The sequence below is a fragment of the Thalassobaculum sp. genome (assembly GCF_965223715.1).
Taxonomy (GTDB): domain Bacteria; phylum Pseudomonadota; class Alphaproteobacteria; order Thalassobaculales; family Thalassobaculaceae; genus Thalassobaculum.
In genome coordinates this window covers 3276351-3292040 of record NZ_OZ245012.1, presented here as the reverse complement: position 1 = coordinate 3292040, position 15690 = coordinate 3276351, and the positions used below count along the sequence as shown (strand labels likewise).

The 15690-nt window shown below is 67.2% G+C and carries 15 protein-coding genes; 7 read left to right on the top strand and 8 right to left on the bottom strand.

Annotated features, from left to right (window positions below):
- A complete protein-coding gene (locus ACOQOP_RS15185; RefSeq protein ID WP_420562651.1) occupies positions 1–357 on the bottom strand; it encodes a hypothetical protein in 357 nt (118 codons plus the stop codon).
- A gap of 191 nt (positions 358–548) precedes the next feature.
- On the opposite strand from ACOQOP_RS15185, the gene ACOQOP_RS15180 reads away from it, so the two are divergent.
- Positions 549–1493 carry a calcium-binding protein gene (locus tag ACOQOP_RS15180; RefSeq protein ID WP_420562650.1) on the top strand — a complete coding sequence of 315 codons (945 nt, stop codon included), beginning with the start codon at positions 549–551 and terminating at the stop codon, positions 1491–1493.
- A 9-nt stretch (positions 1494–1502) separates the two neighbouring features.
- Here ACOQOP_RS15180 and ACOQOP_RS15175 read toward each other — a convergent pair whose 3' ends face one another.
- Entirely contained in the window at positions 1503–2933 is a 1431-nt protein-coding gene (locus ACOQOP_RS15175; protein WP_420562649.1) for an amidohydrolase family protein, read from the bottom strand.
- A 92-nt stretch (positions 2934–3025) separates the two neighbouring features.
- Between ACOQOP_RS15175 and ACOQOP_RS15170 the strand changes: the two genes are divergently transcribed.
- From ACOQOP_RS15170 to ACOQOP_RS15150, 5 genes are all read left to right on the top strand, one after another.
- Complete coding sequence (locus ACOQOP_RS15170) at positions 3026–3835, top strand: universal stress protein (RefSeq protein WP_420562648.1); 810 nt, start codon at positions 3026–3028, stop codon at positions 3833–3835.
- A gap of 94 nt (positions 3836–3929) precedes the next feature.
- Positions 3930–4469: a toxin-activating lysine-acyltransferase gene (locus ACOQOP_RS15165; protein ID WP_420562647.1), complete on the top strand. Its 540-nt coding sequence runs from the start codon at positions 3930–3932 to the stop codon at positions 4467–4469.
- Positions 4470–4601: 132 nt separating this feature from the next.
- Entirely contained in the window at positions 4602–5630 is a 1029-nt protein-coding gene (locus ACOQOP_RS15160) for a TRAP transporter substrate-binding protein (RefSeq protein ID WP_420562646.1), read from the top strand.
- A 118-nt stretch (positions 5631–5748) separates the two neighbouring features.
- The gene (locus tag ACOQOP_RS15155) at positions 5749–7734 is read left to right on the top strand and encodes a TRAP transporter large permease subunit (RefSeq protein WP_420562645.1); all 1986 of its coding nucleotides are present in this window, start codon (positions 5749–5751) and stop codon (positions 7732–7734) included.
- 420 nt (positions 7735–8154) lie between these two features.
- The gene (locus tag ACOQOP_RS15150; RefSeq protein ID WP_420562644.1) at positions 8155–9018 is read left to right on the top strand and encodes an OmpA family protein; all 864 of its coding nucleotides are present in this window, start codon (positions 8155–8157) and stop codon (positions 9016–9018) included.
- 83 nt (positions 9019–9101) lie between these two features.
- Here the strand turns inward: ACOQOP_RS15150 and ACOQOP_RS15145 are convergent, their stop codons facing one another.
- Both ACOQOP_RS15145 and ACOQOP_RS15140 read right to left on the bottom strand, forming a co-directional pair.
- Positions 9102–9509 carry a nuclear transport factor 2 family protein gene (locus tag ACOQOP_RS15145; protein ID WP_420562643.1) on the bottom strand — a complete coding sequence of 136 codons (408 nt, stop codon included), beginning with the start codon at positions 9507–9509 and terminating at the stop codon, positions 9102–9104.
- Positions 9510–9609: 100 nt separating this feature from the next.
- Positions 9610–10398, bottom strand: a complete 789-nt coding sequence (locus ACOQOP_RS15140) for a helix-turn-helix domain-containing protein (RefSeq protein ID WP_420562642.1) — start codon at positions 10396–10398, stop codon at positions 9610–9612.
- A gap of 116 nt (positions 10399–10514) precedes the next feature.
- Between ACOQOP_RS15140 and ACOQOP_RS15135 the strand changes: the two genes are divergently transcribed.
- Entirely contained in the window at positions 10515–11753 is a 1239-nt protein-coding gene (locus ACOQOP_RS15135; protein ID WP_420562641.1) for an MFS transporter, read from the top strand.
- A 316-nt stretch (positions 11754–12069) separates the two neighbouring features.
- Here ACOQOP_RS15135 and ACOQOP_RS15130 read toward each other — a convergent pair whose 3' ends face one another.
- Genes ACOQOP_RS15130 through ACOQOP_RS15115 form a run of 4 tightly spaced genes read right to left on the bottom strand, consistent with a single transcriptional unit; the run spans position 12070 to position 15659 of the window.
- Positions 12070–12831 carry an SDR family NAD(P)-dependent oxidoreductase gene (locus ACOQOP_RS15130; RefSeq protein ID WP_420562640.1) on the bottom strand — a complete coding sequence of 254 codons (762 nt, stop codon included), beginning with the start codon at positions 12829–12831 and terminating at the stop codon, positions 12070–12072.
- Between the two features lie 15 nt (positions 12832–12846).
- Positions 12847–13596, bottom strand: coding sequence for an SDR family NAD(P)-dependent oxidoreductase (locus ACOQOP_RS15125; protein WP_420562639.1), 750 nt, complete (start codon positions 13594–13596; stop codon positions 12847–12849).
- 10 nt (positions 13597–13606) lie between these two features.
- On the bottom strand, positions 13607–14797 hold the full coding sequence (locus ACOQOP_RS15120; RefSeq protein WP_420562638.1) for a fumarylacetoacetate hydrolase family protein: 1191 nt from the start codon (positions 14795–14797) through the stop codon (positions 13607–13609).
- A gap of 16 nt (positions 14798–14813) precedes the next feature.
- Positions 14814–15659 (bottom strand): fumarylacetoacetate hydrolase family protein, encoded by an 846-nt coding sequence (locus ACOQOP_RS15115; RefSeq protein WP_420562637.1) that lies wholly within the window; start codon positions 15657–15659, stop codon positions 14814–14816.
- Positions 15660–15690: the final 31 nt, after the last annotated feature.

The following is a 15690-nucleotide window of genomic DNA, read 5'->3' as shown; positions in this document are numbered from 1 at the left end:
TCAGGCGATCGCGCCGGACTGGCGCAGGGCCTTCATGTGCAGGGCGATCAGCCGCTTCTCGTCATCGCCCATGTCCGCGAACTTGCCGATCACTTCCTTCTCGGACGCGGCCAGGGCATGGGCCTCGACCTTGATCACCGGCGCCGACTCGCTGTCGCCCAGCTTCAGCAGGAAATGGAACTTCTGGCCGGCGATGATGTTGCCCTCGCCGGGATTCGGAATACGGATGCCCTTGATGTGCAGCTCGCGAACTTCGAGTTCTTCCTCGCCGAAAATGGCGGAACCGAGCTTCACATCGGCCTTCACGACCGTCTTGCCGGCTGCTGCTGCCGGCTTGGCCTTGGCTTTCCCGAACATCCCAACTGTCTCCGGAACATCCCCTCGCCGCATCATATAGCGCGTTCCGCGGGCGAGGGGAGAAGAATCCAAACTGACGTCACCGACAGGGTATTGAAGAAGCCCTAAAGCATCGTTAACTACAACAAATGGGCGGAAAATAAGTAGGGTTATCTATGGCAGTCCCCCCGCAATTCGATGAAGCCTGGTACTTGGCGCACAACCTTGACGTCGCCCTGGCCGGTGTTGATGCCTACGACCATTTCCTGACCGCCGGGCTCTATGAGGGCCGCAGCGCCTACACCTTCACCGAGGCGTACTATCTGGCCGCGTTTCCGGACGTCGCCGCCGCGGTCTCCAGCGGCGTCTTTGCCAGCGGCTGGGAGCATTACGTGACCGCCGGCTACGACGAGGGAAGGCGAATCCACGGCCGTATGTTCGCCGAGGGCACCGAGAACGACGATCACCTGTCGATCGCGGAGGCCGGGATCTATACCGACGGCCTGATGTACGGCAACGGCGGCTCCGACTCCCTCACCGGCGGCGACGGCAACGATGTCCTCTACGGCAACCGCGGGACCGACATCCTGTCGGGCGACTGGGGCGACGATACGCTCTACGGCGGCCAGAACGACGGGCCGGAGGACAGCGGCGGCGTGCAGCGCTTCGGCGCCGACTCCCTGTTCGGCGGCGGCGGCAACGACGTCATCTACGGCAACCATGGCGGCGACGTTTTGTCGGGCGGGATCGGAAGCGATACGATCTATGGCGGCCAGGATGCCGACACGATCTACGGCAGCGCCCAGCACGGCGACTGGTACACCTATGACGAGGACGTGCTGTTCGGGAACAAGGGCGACGACTACATCGACTTCGGGGACGGATCGAGTTCCTGGCGGGCCACCGTGGTCGGCGGAGAGGGAGCCGACACTGTCGGGCTGCACACGTCCTACAACGGGACCAGCCGTATTGACTGGGTGGACTTCAATCCGGAGGAGGGCGACCGGATCAATACCGTCGATGACATCACCCTTCCCTCCTCCAGCCTCACCTTCTCCGAGGGCGTCCTGACCTATTCGGTGACGGGGCGGTCATACACTTTGTTCGGAACCATCGACCTGCACCGGTCGGATTTCAGCAACGACTGGCTGGTTTGAAGGCGCGGTTCAGCCCCGCGCCACCCCCCAGAACCGGTCGGGCAGCCGCTCCAGGTCCTTCAGCCCGGCCCGCTCGACCATGAGGGCTGCCTGGCGGTCGGCCTCCTCCAGGATCGCCGTCTCGTCGATACCCACCAGCCGGCGCTCCTGCATCAGGATGCGCCCCGACACGATGGTGGTGTCCACGTCGGCTCCGTTGGCGAAGCAGGCCAGCCGGTAGAGCGGCATGGTCATCGGCACCATGTGCGGCTTGAACAGGTCGACCAGGATCAGGTCCGCCTGCTTGCCAACCTCCACCGAGCCGATCTCCATCTCCATGCCCAGCGCCGCCGCCCCGTCGATGGTCGCCATTTCCAGCACCTTGCCCGGCGGCAGCACGGCCGGATCGCGGAAGTGGCGGCGGTGGTAGTGCATGGCCTGGAACATGTGGCGGAACATGTCGTAGCCGCGGTCCGGTGCTGTGCCGTCGGAGCCGAGTCCGACCACGGCTCCCGCCTCGATCAGCTCCGGTACCGGGCAGCGGCCGGTGATCGATCGGTTGGCCGAGGGGTTGTGGGCGATCTTCGTCCCGGTTTCGGCGACCAGGCGGATCTCCTCGCCGTCCAGGTCCACCGAATGGCTCATCAGCGCGTCGGGCCCCAGCAGGCCGAAGACCTCGTGGGCGAGGCGGATGCTGCCCTGGCGGTGGCCGTCCTGGGTGAAGATCAGCCCCAGCCGACGGGTCAGGTCGCGGGTGGCGGCGGCCTGGTCGCGCACGGTGTCGAGCAGCGCGTCCTGCTCGGAGCCGCGGTGGTGCACCGGGAAGCTGACCGCGATCCGCACCCGTCCTTCGGCCGCCCCGTCCCAGGTCTTCGCCACCGACTCGCAGACCGAGAGTTGGGTGTCGAAGGAGACGGCATGCTCGCGGACCTGCCCGCCCTCGATATTGGCGTAGGTCTTGGGGAAGGGCGGCCGGTTGATGCCGACGGCGACCACCGAGCGGGTGCCGAGCTTTTCGATCTCGCGGCAATGGGCGTCGGCGTAGATCGCCTCGTCGGTGCGCATCACGTCGTCGCCGCCGCCGAGATAGGACACGCCGGTCGTGGTGCCGCAGCGGATGCGTTCCAGCGCCGACAGCGCCGATTCAGCCGCCCAGAAGCCGGTGTCGGAGGCGACCGTGTAGGCGGTGTGGCAGGCCCGCTCCCAGTCGCCGTCGCCGGCCAGCCCCAGGGTCTTGATCAGCCCGTGGCCGGCATGGGCGTGCACGTCGACGAACCCCGGCATCAGCGCCTTGCGGCTGCCGTCGATCACCGTGTCGGCCGGATGGGCGCGGGCGATCTCGTCGCGCGGGCCGATGGCGGCGATGCGGGTGCCGGAAATTGCAACGCTGGCGCCCTCCAGCACGCGGCGGTCGCCGTCCATGGTCACGACAAGGGCATTGTCGATGCGAATATCGGCCATTGATCCTATCCGGTGCCTTGACGGGAGGGTTTCGGCTATCATGACATCGGGACCGCCGGCGACAAGCTCGGCCACACCGAGGGAGAATGCAGATGAAGTCGTTTTTTCTGCCGTTCGGCCGTGACGGGGTCGACCGTGCCCCGCTGGAGGCCGCCGTCTTGTTCGCGAAGCGCTCCGGCGGCCGCGTGCGGGCCACGTTCTATCCGCGTCCGGTAGAGAGCCCGCTGGTCGACCCGATGGGCGTCGGCATCATCGACTACGCCGACAAGGGCCCGGATCTGGCCCGCGAGGCCGAGGAGGCGCTGGCGGCGATGCGGGCGCGAATCGACGCGCTCGGCGCCGACGGTGCGCTGGTCGACCTGAGTGACGAGCCGCTGCGCGCCCGTTTCGGCATCGGCGAGGCCGCCCGGCTGTTCGACACCACCGTGGTCGGCAAGAGCGAGGAGACCGACTGGCGGGCGGTGTTTGAGACCGCGCTGTTCGAGGGTGGCCGCACCGTCACCCTGGTGCCGGTCGGCTGGACCCGCGAATGCGGCAGCACGGTCGCCATCGCCTGGAACCGCAGCACCGAGACCGCCCGGCTGATCGGCCAGGCCCTGCCGGCGATCAAGGCGGCGGACAAGGCCATCGTCATCGAGATCGAGGGCTGGTCGGTGCCCGGCCCGGACGGGGCGGCGCTGGCCGACTACCTGAAGCTGCACGGCGTCGACGCCAAGGTGGCGACCGGCAAGCGCTCGATGCGCGGCCCGGGCATGGACGTACTCGAGGTGGCCGAGGCCGAGGGCGTGGATCTGCTGGTGAAGGGCGCCTACACCCAGAGCCGGCTGCGCCAGATGATCTTCGGCGGGGCGACCAGCGACATCATCGCCGACGCGACGATGCCGGTGATCTTCGCGCACTAACCGATATGACACGACAGGGCCGGGCCGGGGAGGCCCGGCTCCAACAGGACTGCCAGCCGGCAGGACACAAGATGGCAGTGCTCAAGGGGGGACGATGAGCGACCAGACCGTTTTCGGCACCGACGGTGCCGGCGAAGAACCGGGGCCCGAGCGCGAGGCGCCCGCGGCCGCCGCGGCCCCTGCGGCGGAGGCGCCGCGCGACGACATGACCCGGCTGCTCGGCCAGATCGTCTCGCTGATGGGCCAGTCGCCGGCCCACCGACACATCTTCATCTCCGACCTGGAATGGCTGGTCCTGCCGCCGCTGACCAAGCGTCAGGTGCGGATCTGGCGGCGGCGCACCGAGCGGGGCGTAGCGCCGATGGTCTACGCCTCCTGGGCGATGGTGACCGAGGAGGTCGAGAAGCGCCTGCTGCAGGGACAGAACCGGCTGCGCCCCAACGAATGGGACGGCGGCACGATCCCCTGGCTGATCGACCTCGTCGCCCCCTATGGCGGCGGTGACGCGGCCCTGAACGAGCTGGTCGACCAGACCTTCGGCGGCAAGGCGATCAAGGCCCTGGTCCCCACGCCGGGCGGCGGCTTCGCGGTGCGTCAGATTCAGCCGCGATCGACCACCCAGGAGAAGAAATAACCGCCGTCCCCGCGGATGCCCGCATCTTGCATTGTTGACATTTCAGGCGCCGGGTTGGGACACTCGCGCCTCAATCAGAAGACTTCCAAGCCCTGAACACAGGGAAATCACATACCGCATAGGGAGGAAACGATGCGGAAATCACTGGTCGCCGCGCTCGCGGCGCTCACCGTCAGTGCGTTCGCCGTCGGCGAGGTCGACGCCCGCACCCTGAAGCTCCAGGCGAGTTCGAGCCCGGGCGACTGGGCGCACCGGTTCATGACCGAAGGCTGGCAGCAGAAGGTCGGCATCATGACCAACGGCGAGATCGAGGTTGAGGTCCTGGCGACCAAGGCCGTCGTTCCTCACCGCGAGACGGTCGATGCAGTGGCCAACGGCATTCTCGACGGCGACCTGAACGCCGTGTCCTACTTCGCCGGCCGCGACCCGGCCTTCGGCATCATCGGCGACCTGATCGCCGGCTACGACACGCCGCATCAGGTCCGCGACTTCTGCCACGAGGGCGGCGGCAAGGAGATCCTGCAGAAGATCTACGACACCCACTGGCCGGATTCGATCCATGTGATCGGCTGCGGCCCGTACACCAAGGAGGCCCTGGTCTCGACCGTCGAGATCAAGGGTGTGGAAGACCTCAAGGGCATCAAGATCCGCTCGCCGGAGGGCCTGGCCGCCGACGTGTTCCGTCTTGCCGGTGCCTCGCCGGTGTCGATCCCGTTCTCCGAGGTCTACACCTCGCTGGATAAGGGCATCGTCGACGCCGCCGACGCCTCGGCCTTCGTGAACAACGAAGCCTCGGGCATGCACAAGGTGGCGAAGTTCCCGATCTATCCGGGCATCCACTCCATGGCCGTCCTGCAGTTCATCATGAACAAGGACGTCTGGGACGGCCTGACCGAGGGTCAGCGGACGATCCTGGAGGTCTGGTACAACGCCGCCTACGTCACCATGCTGCGCCAGGCCGACCTGCAGGACCGCGACCTGGTCGCCGAGCACAAGGCGAAGGGCGACCTCACGATCGTCGACTGGTCGAAGGAAGACCGGCAGAAGTTCCGTGAGATCGCTGTCGAGGCGTGGGAATCCGCGGCCGAGAAGTCGCCGCTGGCCCGCGAGGCGCTGGACGCGCACCTGTCCTACATGAAGCGGATCGGTCTGCTCGACTGATCGCACACGCTGACGGTCCGGGAGCCCAGGCGGCTCCCGGATCGCTTCACGCCCAGGCGGCACGCGCTCGCCTGCCCACCGTCATGCGCATGCGCTCCGTGTCCCTGAAAGCGGTCCGATGAATTCAGCCATTAACAAGATCAGTCAGTTCAGCGGCCTCGCGGTGGCGCAGCTGTATTTCCTCTGCGGTGTCATCACCCTCTACGAGGTGGTCTCGCGCTACGCCTTCCATTCGCCGACCCAATGGGCGTTCGAGATGGTGATGGTGTTCTGCGCCACCGCCTGGATGCTCTCCGCCGGCTATGTGACGCTGAAGAACCGGCACATCGGCATTACCGTCTTCTATCTGATGGCGAGCGACCGCACGAAATGGCGGCTCGACCTCTTCGCCCTGATCGTCGGCGTCGTCGCGCTCTTCCTGCTGACCAACGACACGATGGGCCGCGCCCTGGAGGCGATCGACAATGTCGAGCGCGCGGGCAGCGCCTTCAACTCGCCCGAGCCGATGCTGCTGAAGACCGCGCTGTTCCTCGGCGCGACGATCTACCTGCTGCAGCTTCTGGCGAACTTCTACCGGCACCTCTCCTCGCCGATCGCGCGCCTGGCCATCGTGGTCGTCTCGGTGCTGCTGGTCGGACGCCTGGTCCTGCTCCTGATCGGCCATTACTACGAGGGCTTCATCCTCTCCGAATGGGCCGACGGAGTGGCGGGCTGGGTCGCGGAATCCGCGGACCTGCGCCAGCTCATCAACATCCGGGCCTACGACATCGGCACGGTCAGCATCGGCATCGTCATCACCCTGCTGCTGCTGATGATGACCGGCATGCCGCTGGGCGTGGTCACCCTGATCATCTCGATCGTCTGCGCCCTGCTGTTCTTCGGCCCCAAAGGCCTCTACCTGGTCTCGACCAACGCCTTCGGCCTGCTGGAATCCTATCCGCTGATCGCGGTGCCGCTGTTCGTGCTGATGGCCTCCATTCTTGAGAAGGCGGGCATCGCCGAGGACCTGTTCGACGCCATGTCGATCTTCGCGGGCAACCTGCGCGGCGGCGTGGCGGTGCAGACCGTCGTGGTGGCGGTGATCATGGCCGCCATGTCCGGCATCATGGGCGGCGAGATCGTCATGCTCGGCCTGGTGGCCCTGCCGCAGATGCTGCGTCTCGGCTACGACCGCAAGCTGTCGATCGGCACGATCTGCGCCGGCGGCTCGCTGGCGACCCTGATCCCGCCGTCGATCATCATGATCGTCTACGGCCTGTCGGCCCAGGTCTCCATCGGCGACCTGTTCATGGCGGGCGCCCTGCCGGGGCTGCTGCTGGCCGGCTTCTACATCATCTTCGTGCTGGTCCGCTGTTACCTGAACCCGAGCCTGGCGCCGACGGCGGCCGAGGTGGCGGCGCGCGGCGACATCGAGCAGAAGCTGTCCTCCAACCGCACGGTGGCGGTGATCCTGTCGATCCTGCTCATCGCCTGCGTCATGGGCTCGATCTACGGCGGCATCGCCAGCGTGACCGAGGCCGCCGGCGTCGGCGTCTTCGGCTCGATCCTGGTCGCCGCGGTGCGCCTGCGCTTCAACTGGTCGATGCTGCAGGAGGCCCTGACCCAGACCATGGCCACGGTCGGCACGATCATCTGGCTGATCCTGGGTGCGGTCAGCTTCGTCGGCATCTACAACCTGGTCGGCGGCGGCGAGTTCATGCGCAGCCTGTTCGCCGGGCTGGACCTGCCGGCCATCGGCATCATCCTGGTGATGATGGCGATCCTGGTGGTGCTCGGTACCTTCATGGAGTGGATCGCCATCGTGTTCATCACGGTGCCGATCTTCGCCCCGGTGGTGGTCGACATGGCACCCGAGCTCGGCCTCGATCCGGAATGGGCCGCGGTGTGGTTCGGCGTGCTGTTCGTCATGAACATGCAGATCTACTTCCTGTCGCCGCCCTTCGGCCCGGCCTGTTTCTGGCTGAAGTCGGTGGCGCCGCCGGATATCGAGCTGCAGGAGATCTTCGCCGCCGTCATCCCGTTCATCGGGCTGCAGATCATCGGCCTGATCCTGGTGATGGTGTTCCCCGAGATCGCCCTCTGGCTCCCGCAAGCGCTGAGCTGAGCGGCATCGACAAGGAGATTGCGTTATGGCTCCCGATACTGAAGACGACAGCAAGGCCTTCGGGCTCTGGCCGACGATCGCCGGCTATGCCTTCGCCCTGGCGATTTTCTTGACCATGTTCGCCCTGGCGACCGGTTTCGCCTGACCCCCGAAAGGTTACGAAAATAAGACCGGGCACGAGGACCATCGCCACCCAATGCATGTTGATGTGCGTTTGTTGGAGGGGACGGTGTGACTCTTGCCCGGTCGCGGCTCCGTGACCGGGTTTTCCTTGCGTTCCATCCAGAACGTGTTGAAATGTCAGCAGTTGGAACCGCGAAGCTCGGTTCCACAAGCACGTCCGCACAAACGGTCCGGGGGCGGGGTGTCCCTACCGGCAGTGCCTTGGACGAGGCGACGGAACACGACAAGGAGATGGATATGCTTCATAAAATTCTGGGGGGAGCCAAGCCGTTCTTCGCCGCTGCGGCGATGATGAGCCTGGCGGCCTGCGCGGGCTTCCAGTTGGACAACGCGCGCGGCCTGACGCCGACTGGCGACGCCTTCAGCAAGGCGCTGTACCAGGAGTATCTGGCGCTCTCCGAGATGGAGTTCGCCGAGGGCGACTACGAAGACTCCGACGTCTTTGCGACCGCCGCCATCGCCGCTGCCAACGGCACGCCGACGGCGCCGGAAGCGCTCGACTCCCGGGTGATCCCGGCCGAGCACAAGGGGGCCCTGTCCGAGGCCCATCGTCGCCTGACCGCCGCCCTGGCCGCCGGTGCGGCGACCAAGGTGCCGGAGGCTTCGGCCCGCGGCCAGGCCATGTTCGACTGCTGGATGCAGGAAGCCGAAGAGAACTTCCAGCCAGCCGACATCGCCTGGTGCCGTGACCGCTTCAATGCGGCCATCGCCACCATGGAAGCCGCCGTCGGCGAGCAGCCGGTCGCTGCCGCCCCGCCGGTGAGCTTCGCGAACTTCACCGTCTACTTCGACTTCGACAGCAGCACGATCACGCCGCAGACCCTGTCGACGCTGATCGACGCGGCCGATGCGTCCGACGACATGGGCGCGTCCTCGATCACCGTGTCCGGCTATGCCGACCGCTCGGGCCCCGAGGACTACAACATGGCGCTGTCCCAGCGTCGTGCGGAAGCCGTCGCCAACGAGCTGCGCGGCCTGCTCGGCTCCGGTGCGCCGACGATGACCCTCGAGGCCTTCGGTGAGAAGAGCAACAAGGTCATCACGCCGGACGGCGTGAAGGAGCCGAAGAACCGCCGGGTCAAGATCGAGATCCGCAAGTAGGCGGCTCCGGTCCGGCCGACCCGGCCGGTCACGAACTCAGGGAGGCGGACGGGAAACTGTCCGCCTCCTTTCGTTTCGGGCTGCTACATCAGCGGGCCGCGGGCCGGTGGGGTCTCCGGAAATTCGGGACTCTCGGCGACCGGCGAGGCGTGGTGGTGCACCAGCTTCCAGCCCACGCCCTCCTTCACGAAGGTGTTGGTGGCGGCGAGCACGCCCTCGCGCAGCACCTCGTAGCCGAGCACGCAGGCGACGTCGCCGTACAGGAAGGCGCGGGCGCCGCGGAACTCGACGGCGGGGGAGGCCGGGTTGCCGAGGATGGTCACCCAGCTCTCCATCACCTCGTCGCGGCCCATCAGCGGCCGCCAGCCCGGATGCACGCAGGTGATCGGCGCGTCGCGCGACCAGATCTCCTCCATGCTCTTCAGGTCCCGCGTGGAAAAGGCCAGATAGAACGCCTCGTTGGCGAACAGCACCGCCGCTTCCTGGCTCATGGTTCTCCCCGTCCCATGGGTTGGACCCCTGCGGGCCCGATCAGCGTCCGGTTGTGGTTATACCATGCGGCTCGGCCGGTGCCAGACGGCGCCGGGGCGGTCAGCCGGCATCGGCGAAGTAGCGCCCGGGGGTGACGCCGAAGGCCTTGCGGAAGCTGGCGACGAAGGCGCTCGCCCCCTCGTAGCCGAGCCGGTGGGCGATGTCGCCGACCGACAGGCCGAAGGACAGCCACTCCACCGCCTTCATCAGCCGCGCCTGGCGCAGCCACGCCCTATAGCTGAGCCCGGTCTCGGCCCGGAAATGCCGCTCGAAGGAGCGCTGGGACAGGGCGGCGCGCCGGGCCACGTCGGGCAGCGGCACCGCCGTCGCCGGGTCGGCGGCGAGGTCGGCCACGGCCCGCCGCAGCCGGTCGGAGGTCGGCATCGGCAGGTGCAGCGGCGACACCGGCTCGGTGGCGATCTGGTCGATGATGACGGCGGCGAGCCGGGCCGCCGGCCCGTCGGTCACCACCGGATCGCGCGGGAACGCCATATAGGCCAGGATCAGCTCGCGCAGCAGCGGCGAGATGCGGATCACCGAGGGCGTCGCCGGCGCGTCCGCCACCGCCTCGGGGCGGAAATACAGGAAGCGCAGGGAGCTGGGCTGTAGGTAGGTCGTGGCGTGCAGCATGCCCGAGGGCATCCACAGGGCGCGCTCGGGCGGCACCACAAAGCTGCCGAGGGCGGTCTCCACGGTCACCGAGCCGGAGACCAGGTGGAAGAGCTGGTGGCGGGTGTGGGAGTGATACTCCCCGCGGCTGTCCTTCGCCGCCTCGGCGGCATAGGCGATCACCTGGGCGGCGTGATCGTCCTGGGCGGCGGCGGAGGCATAGACCGAGGGATGGATCATTTGGCGAGTCGCCCACATTCATTGACGATATACCGCTAACACGTAGGTCGCGGCCGGGAGTAGTAGGAAATCCACTGCCTCCTGACCCGCCCCGAATACCGCTCCCGAGACCTGCGATGTCCTACCTGACCACCACCGCCGACCCGAAGACCGCCACCGGATGGCGCTCGCCCGCCGTGATGCTGATGATCATGGCCGCCGCCATGCAGCTCTCCTTCGCGGCCTGGTGGAACCTGATGAACAACTTCGCGGTCCACGAGCTCGACTTCACCGGCAAGGAGATCGGCATCCAGCAGTCGATCCGCGAGATCCCGGGCTTCCTGTCCTTCCTGGCAGTCTATTTCCTGCTGTTCATGCGCGAGCAGACCCTGGCCTATCTGTCGCTGCTCTGCCTGGGGATCGGCGTCGCGGTGACCGGCTATTTCCCCACGATCTGGGGCTTCTATCTGACCACCTTCGTGATGTCGGTCGGCTTCCACTACTACGAGACCGCGGCCCAGTCCCTGTCCCTGCAGTGGCTGCCCAAGGCGACCGCGGCGGCCAGCATGGGCAAGATCATCGCGGTCGGCGCCTTCGCCCAGCTCGTCGCCTATGGCCTGATCTTCGTCGGCTGGGGCAGCTTCAACCTGTCCTTCACCACCGTCTTCCTGATCGCCGGCTGCCTGACCCTGGTGGTGCTGGTCTTCCTGTTCGTGGCCTACCCGTCGTTCCGCGAGGGCATCCCGCAGCACAAGAAGCTGATCCTGCGCAAGCGCTACTGGCTGTACTACGCCCTGACCTTCATGGGCGGGGCGCGCCGCCAGATCTTCACGGTCTTCGCGGGTTTCCTGATGGTAGAGCGGTTCGGCTACGAGGTGCACGAGGTGGCCGCCCTGTTCTTCATCAACGGCGCGATCAACATGCTGCTGGCGCCGAAGATCGGGAAGCTGATCGTGCGCTTCGGCGAGCGCCGGGCGCTGACCTTCGAATATATCGGCCTGATCGGGGTGTTCGCGACCTATGCCTTCGTCACCAATGTGTGGCTGGCCGGCGCGCTTTACGTGATCGACCACGCATTCTTCGCCATCGCCATTGCCATGAAGACCTATTTCCAGAAGATCGCCGACCCGGCGGAGATCGCGCCGACAGCCGGGGTGTCCTTCACCATCAACCACATCGCCGCGGTGTTCATTCCGGTGACGTTCGGCCTGCTGTGGCTGGTCTCGCCGGCGGCGGTGTTCCTGGTGGGGGCGGCGATGGCCTGCGTGAGCCTGCTGCTCGCCCGCCTGATCCCTTCCGACCCGGATATCGGCAACGAGGTCGACTGGACCTTGGGCTTCGGCCGCCAGAAGCCGGCGACCCAGCCGGCGGAGTAGGGGGCGGGAGTTTATCCTTCTACACTCCCCGGACCTGTTCCGGGGCGAGCGGTCCGCGTGACGGGACCTCACCGGCGACATCCCGACGACCCAAGCCTCGCCCCGGAACAGGTCCGGGGAGTGGGGTTGGGGGGTACAGTCAATTTTCCTCGCTCACCCGTCTTCCCGGCCCTGCGCCGGGATCCAGAGGTCAGCGTGCTGGAACGCCTGAGAGCGGCCTGAAGAGATCCGTCGCGTTGCGCTCTCGGTCCCGGCGCGAGGCCGGGAAAACCGGGAAAACCGGGAAAACCGGGAAGACGGAGGAGGGTGTGGAGCTCTACCGGTAGCCGCCGTCGACGACGATCTCCTGGCCGGTGATCATCTCCGATTCCAGCGAGGCCAGGAACACGACCACATTGGCCACGTCCTGGGGGGTGATCTCGCGGCGCATCGACTGGCGGGTCTTCAACTCCTCCGCCGCGTTCTCGGTGAGCCAGAGTTCGCGCTGGCGGTCGGTGAGGACCCAGCCGGGGGAGACCGTGTTCACCCGGATCGCATCCCGCCCCAGCTCGTAGGCCAGCGACCGGGTCAGCCCGTGCACCGCCCCCTTGGCCGCGTCATAGGCACTGCGGCTGCTGTGGAGCGGGCGGTCGGCCGCACCCAGGTTGATGATCGAGCCGCCGGCCCGCGAGCGCATGTCGGCATTGACCGCCTGGGCGGCGAAGAACATCGGCCGGACCAGCAGGCTGAACCGGTCGTCCCAGTATTCCTCGGTCACATGCTCCAGGGTGTGGCGGTCGTCCTTGGCGGCGTTGTTCACCAGCACGCTGATCATGCCGAACTTGCGGCGGATCGCGGAGATCGCCTTCCTGAGGTCGTCCAGGTTGCGCACGTCGCCCTCGACGAAGACCGGCGGGGTGTGGCCCTGGGCCCGGACCGTCTCGATCAGGCCCCGCGCCTCGCGTTCGGCGATGTCGATGAAGCCCACATTGGCGCCCTGGGCGCAGAACCGGGTGACGATGGCCGAGCCGATCCCCGAAGCCCCGCCGGTGACGAACACCGTCCGTCCGGCGAGGTCGGGATACTGCGTCTCGCGCATCCTGGAGCCGGGCCGTCAGTAGGTGGCGCGGCCGCCGGAGCAGTCGAACACCGCGCCGGTGGAGAAGGACGCATCCTCGCTGGCCAGCCAGGCGACCAGATTGGCGATCTCCTCGACGAGCCCGAACCGGCCCATCGGGATCTTGGAGAGCATGAACTCGATGAACTCGGGCGTCATCTGGTCGAAGATGTCGGTCTTCACCGCCGCCGGGGTGATGCAGTTCACGGTGATCGGCGTGGCCGCCAACTCCTTGCCCAGCGACTTGGTCAGGCCGATGACGCCGGCCTTCGACGCGGAATAGGCCGGGGCCTTGGGGTTGCCCTCCTTGCCGGCGATGGAGGCGATGTTGATGATCCGCCCCCGGTTCTTCGCCCGCATGTAGGGTACCACCGCCCGGTCGCACAGGAAGACGCCGGTCAGGTTGATGTCGATCACCCGGCGCCAGTCCTTGACCGGATACTCCCAGGTCGTGGTGTTCGGCCCGGTGATCCCGGCCGAGGCGACCAGGACGTCGATCCGGCCGAACTCGCGCTCCACCTCGGCCGCCGCCCGGTCGATGGCCGCATCGTCGGTCACGTCGACCGTGGCGGTGTGGACCCGGTCCTCGGGGAAGAAGCCGGCGACCTCCGCCAGCTTGGCGGCGTCGGCATCCCACAGGCTGACGGAGGCCCCGGCGTCGGACAGGCGCTTGGCGACGGCGAGGCCGATGCCCCGCGCCCCGCCGGTGATGATGGCGCCCTGGCCGGTGAAGTCGTAGCTGACCATGACGCCCTCCTCAGATCAGTCCGCGCTTGGCGAGGTTGCGCATCAGCGCGCCGGCCCCAAAGGTCCAGGGCGCGATCCTGTCGGACCGGCCGACCCGGTTGATCAGGGCGCCCAGCTTCGGCGTCGAGATCGACACGATGTCGCCGTCGCTATGGGTGAAGCCCTGGCCCTTTGCCCCGCGGTCCTGGGTCGGGGCGAACAGGGTGCCGGTCATCAGCACCACTCCGTCCGGATACTGGTGGGTCGGCCCGATGGTCTGGGACACCAGGTCGGCCACGTCGCGGCTGATCTTGCGCATGGAGGAATGGCCGTTCAGCACGAACTGGTCCTCCCCCTCCACCCGCAGGTCCAGCTCGGCGGCGCGGACGTCGTCCAGGGTGAAGCCCTCATCGAACAGGCGCACGAACGGGCCGACCGCGGCCGAGCCGTTATTGTCCTTCGCCTTGCCCAGCAGCAGGGCGCTGCGGCCCTCCACGTCGCGCAGGTTCACGTCGTTGCCGAGCATGGCGCCGACGATGTTGCCGGCGGCACTGACCACCAGGGTGATCTCCGGCTCCGGATTGTTCCAGGTGGAGATCGGGTGCAGGCCCACATCGGCGCCGACCCCGACCGAGGACATCGGCGGCGCCTTGGTGAAGACCTCGGCATAGGGGCCGATGCCGACTTCCAGGTACTGGGACCACATGCCCCGCTCGATCAGCGCGGCCTTCAGCGCCTCGGCCTCGTCGGAGCCCGGCGTGATCTTCGACAGGTCGCTGCCGATCTTCTCTGCGATCTCCTGGCGGATGGCGTCGGCGGCCGAGGCGTCGCCCTTGGCCTTCTCCTCGATCACCCGCTCGATCATGCTCTCGGCGAAGGTGACGCCACAGGCCTTGACCGCCTGCAGGTCGATCGGGCTCAGGAACCAGGGTTTTCCCGTATCGCGGCCGTCCACTGGGGTATTGGCCAGGATCTCGGCGACGGTGCCGACCTTCTCGCCGGCGGTGGTGCGGGCGATGGCGAGCGGGTTGTCGGCGTTCATCAGCTCCGAGCAGGTCGGAACCGTTGCGGTGATGTCGATGACGTTGTCGCCGCGCAGGACGACCAGGGCCGGCCCCCCCGCACCATGGGCGACGTCGGGACGCCAGACGCGGCCGACCAGGACCGCGGCATCGCGGTCCCGGGGCAGCACGGCGTCGACCGTGAGGTCGAGGCTTGGCATGGTCAGTCCGCCTCTCTCAATCCGCCGCCACTTTCTGGCGCTGCTCGCCGAGGCCGGCGATGCCCAGATGCATCTCGTCGCCGTCCTTCAGGAACACCGGGTTCGGCTTCACGCCCAGGCCGACGCCCGGCGGGGTGCCGGTCATGATCACGTCGCCCGGCATCAGCGAGAACATCTGGCTGCAGTAGTGGATGATGTGGGCGACCGAGAAGATCATGGTCTTGGTGTTGCCGGTCTGGAACCGCTTGCCGTTCACGTCCAGGAACATGTCCAGGTTCTGCGGATCGGCGACCTCGTCGGCCGTCACCAGCCACGGGCCGATCGGGCCGAAGGTGTCGCAGGACTTGCCCTTGGTCCACTGGCCGCCGCGCTCCGCCTGGAACTCGCGCTCCGAGACGTCGTTGGCGACGCAGTAGCCGGCGACATAGGACAGGGCGTCGGCCTCGCTGACGTATTTCGCCTGCTTGCCGATGATCACGCCCAGCTCGACTTCCCAGTCGGTCTTCTTGGAGTTGCGCGGCATGCGGACGATGTCGTTCGGACCCTGCACGGCGCTGGTCGCCTTCATGAAGACGATCGGCTCCTTCGGCGGCTCCGCGCCGGTCTCGGCGGCATGGTCGGAATAGTTGAGGCCGATGCAGACGACCTTGCCCGGCGCGCCGACGCAGGCGCCGATGCGCGGGGTGCCGGAGACCGTCGGCAGGCTTTCGATATCGGTGCCCTTCAGCTTGTCGAGGGCGCCGGCCGCGATGGCGGCGGCGGACAGATCGTCAACGATCCCGGACAGATCGCGGATGCCGCCCGATGCATCCAGCACGCCCGGCTTTTCCTGACCGCTCGGACCGTAGCGCAGCAGCTTCATGGTGGTTTCCCCCTGGTGTTTCCCGTGAGTT